Genomic DNA, 2,100 nt, shown 5'->3' on the forward strand with positions numbered 1-2,100 from the left:
AGTCGCTATTTATTCAGTCCAAGTTTCGGGGCGCAGTTCACGGTCCCCTTCGTGGTGGTTTTTAGCGCAACGAGGTGTTCCCAGCCGACCATACGGGCGGCCTTGCGCTCACGCTGCTCGATGACAGCGCATCTTTAGACGCGAAGTGCGGAACCGGGTGCATATACGAGCCGCGTAGCGTTACGAATTCATGGGAATGACCGTATCGCCAATTTGTACGCTTGCAATCTTGTCTGTGTCACAAACTTGCGAGAACGGCCAGGTCTTGTGGACATCAGTGGTGCCGTTATCCAGTTTATTTGCGAAATAGCCGCTGTGGCTGGTTGCGTCCTCAACATGACCGTCTTTGAACGTCACGATGAGGGGTATGTTGCCAACGGCATCCATAGACTCCTCCATGTTTTGAGACATCTTGCCGCTGTTGTTGTCGTGTTCGATGGAACGATCTATGTTGTAGCGGACTGAAACGCCAACGCAGGATACGGTGGCCTCTTGAATCGTCGCCTTGGTGCCGTTAAAGTTGACCGATTTGGGCGCGGGAATCGTAACGGATGTATCTTCGTAATTCAGCTGGAACTTAAGATCCCATGGGCCCGTAAGTATTTTCTTATACTCGGGAAGCTCTTTGCCAGCACGTGGCACAACGAGAGAGTTGATATGCGTGCGGACGGTCCTGCCCATAAGGCCGGGTGATTCAACGCTGAACTGTGCAAAGTATTGAATGCTGGAGTCATTGGGGTTCTTGTCAATGAGCCATGATTGGCCTTGGCCGCCATGCTCGCCATCAACGTATACGTTTCCATCGACACTTCCGGCGATAGTTCCGTTCTCGCCCGGCTCGGAAAGCTTTTTCAGGGCAGCGGGATCGTCGAACGTAAGCGTATAGGCGATGGTAACCATATCCTTGTCGCCCATGATGGCGTCGGCGGTCACGGTGACTCCGTTGTTGGAGCAGCTAGCACCGACGGGCCGGCCAATACGGTCGATGATCTCGGTTTGAGAAGCAGGTCCGTCAAAGATGTCGGAAAGCATGTCAGAAGGAAGCGGCAGGACGCCTGTTGCCATAGCCGTGCCAGCGCCTCCAATGACGATAGCGAGGACTGCCGTTACAGCGGCAATGCGAGCGACTGTTCTTACGGGATGGCGGGCGATGCGCGGCTTGCGTCGCGTGCCATTAAAGTTGCTTTGAGCGGTCGCCGCATCGCTCGAGGCGACGGACTGAGCAATCGAGTTTGCCATGTGCTGCTTCGCATTATCGGTAAACGAAATGTGCTCCAGGGCGTGGCGATAGTCATTCGAATTCGTAGTCATTGTGGTCTCCTTTCAAGGAAAGCCGAAGTGACGCACGTCCGCGGCTAAGGTGCTGGGCGGTTGCAGCTGGCGTCGCGTGAACGGCGTCTGCGATTTCCCTGATGCTCATGCCTGCGTAGTAGTGCAAAAAGATGGCGATGCGCTGTGCTTGAGGCAGGGCCGTGACAGCGGAAAGAATGGCGCAGTCGCGTTGCGCGAATTCTTGCTCGGTATGTGTTACGGGTGCGCAGAAATCGGGGAGCGAATCGAGGTCGACAACCGGGTGATTCGCGTGCGTACGGCCGATATCGCGACATGCGTTCAGTGCGACTCGGATCACCCAAGCACGTTCGTGTTCGAGCGAGTCGAACGGTTGAGTGCGTTGGAGAATCTTGATCAGCGTGTCCTGGCAGATGTCTTGAGCGTCGTCAGCGGATCCAAGGGCCGAATAGCACAATCGAAGGATGAGGTCGGAATACGTGTCGACCAAGCGCTTTGCTTCCCGCTCGATCTGATCGGCATCGCATCGGAGCGTGCTATTGCGGTTACGGCGTGCAGGCATAGTGTCACCTCCAATTGGTCGTGGTGGATATAGGGAAGGCGTCTCGCGAGGTCCCTCTACATACAACACGGTCGAGACTGCATAAGTTGACAAAAAAGGACGGCACGTGAGCGCCGTCCTTACAAAACAATGAGTGTTCTCGTTAATTACACAAGCACCGTGATGGACAGGTCGGACGAGTCAGCAAAACCACCATAAAGGTGCCTATGAACTGCGCCCCGAAACTTGGACTGAATAAATAGCGACTA

Annotated in this window: 2 protein-coding genes; both read right to left on the bottom strand. The window is 54.9% G+C overall.

Annotated features, from left to right (window positions below; translation table 11 throughout):
- Positions 1-180: 180 nt before the first annotated feature.
- Positions 181-1,311 carry a DUF4179 domain-containing protein gene (locus DW151_RS10300; protein WP_117635373.1) on the bottom strand — a complete coding sequence of 377 codons (1,131 nt, stop codon included), beginning with the start codon at positions 1,309-1,311 and terminating at the stop codon, positions 181-183.
- On the bottom strand, positions 1,292-1,852 hold the full coding sequence (locus DW151_RS10305) for an RNA polymerase sigma factor (RefSeq protein WP_117583099.1): 561 nt from the start codon (positions 1,850-1,852) through the stop codon (positions 1,292-1,294). The genes DW151_RS10300 and DW151_RS10305 overlap by 20 nt, the downstream gene beginning before the upstream one ends.
- Between the last annotated feature and the right edge of the window lie 248 nt (positions 1,853-2,100).

The sequence above is a fragment of the Collinsella sp. AM13-34 genome (assembly GCF_003473055.1).
In the GTDB taxonomy this organism is placed as follows: domain Bacteria; phylum Actinomycetota; class Coriobacteriia; order Coriobacteriales; family Coriobacteriaceae; genus Collinsella.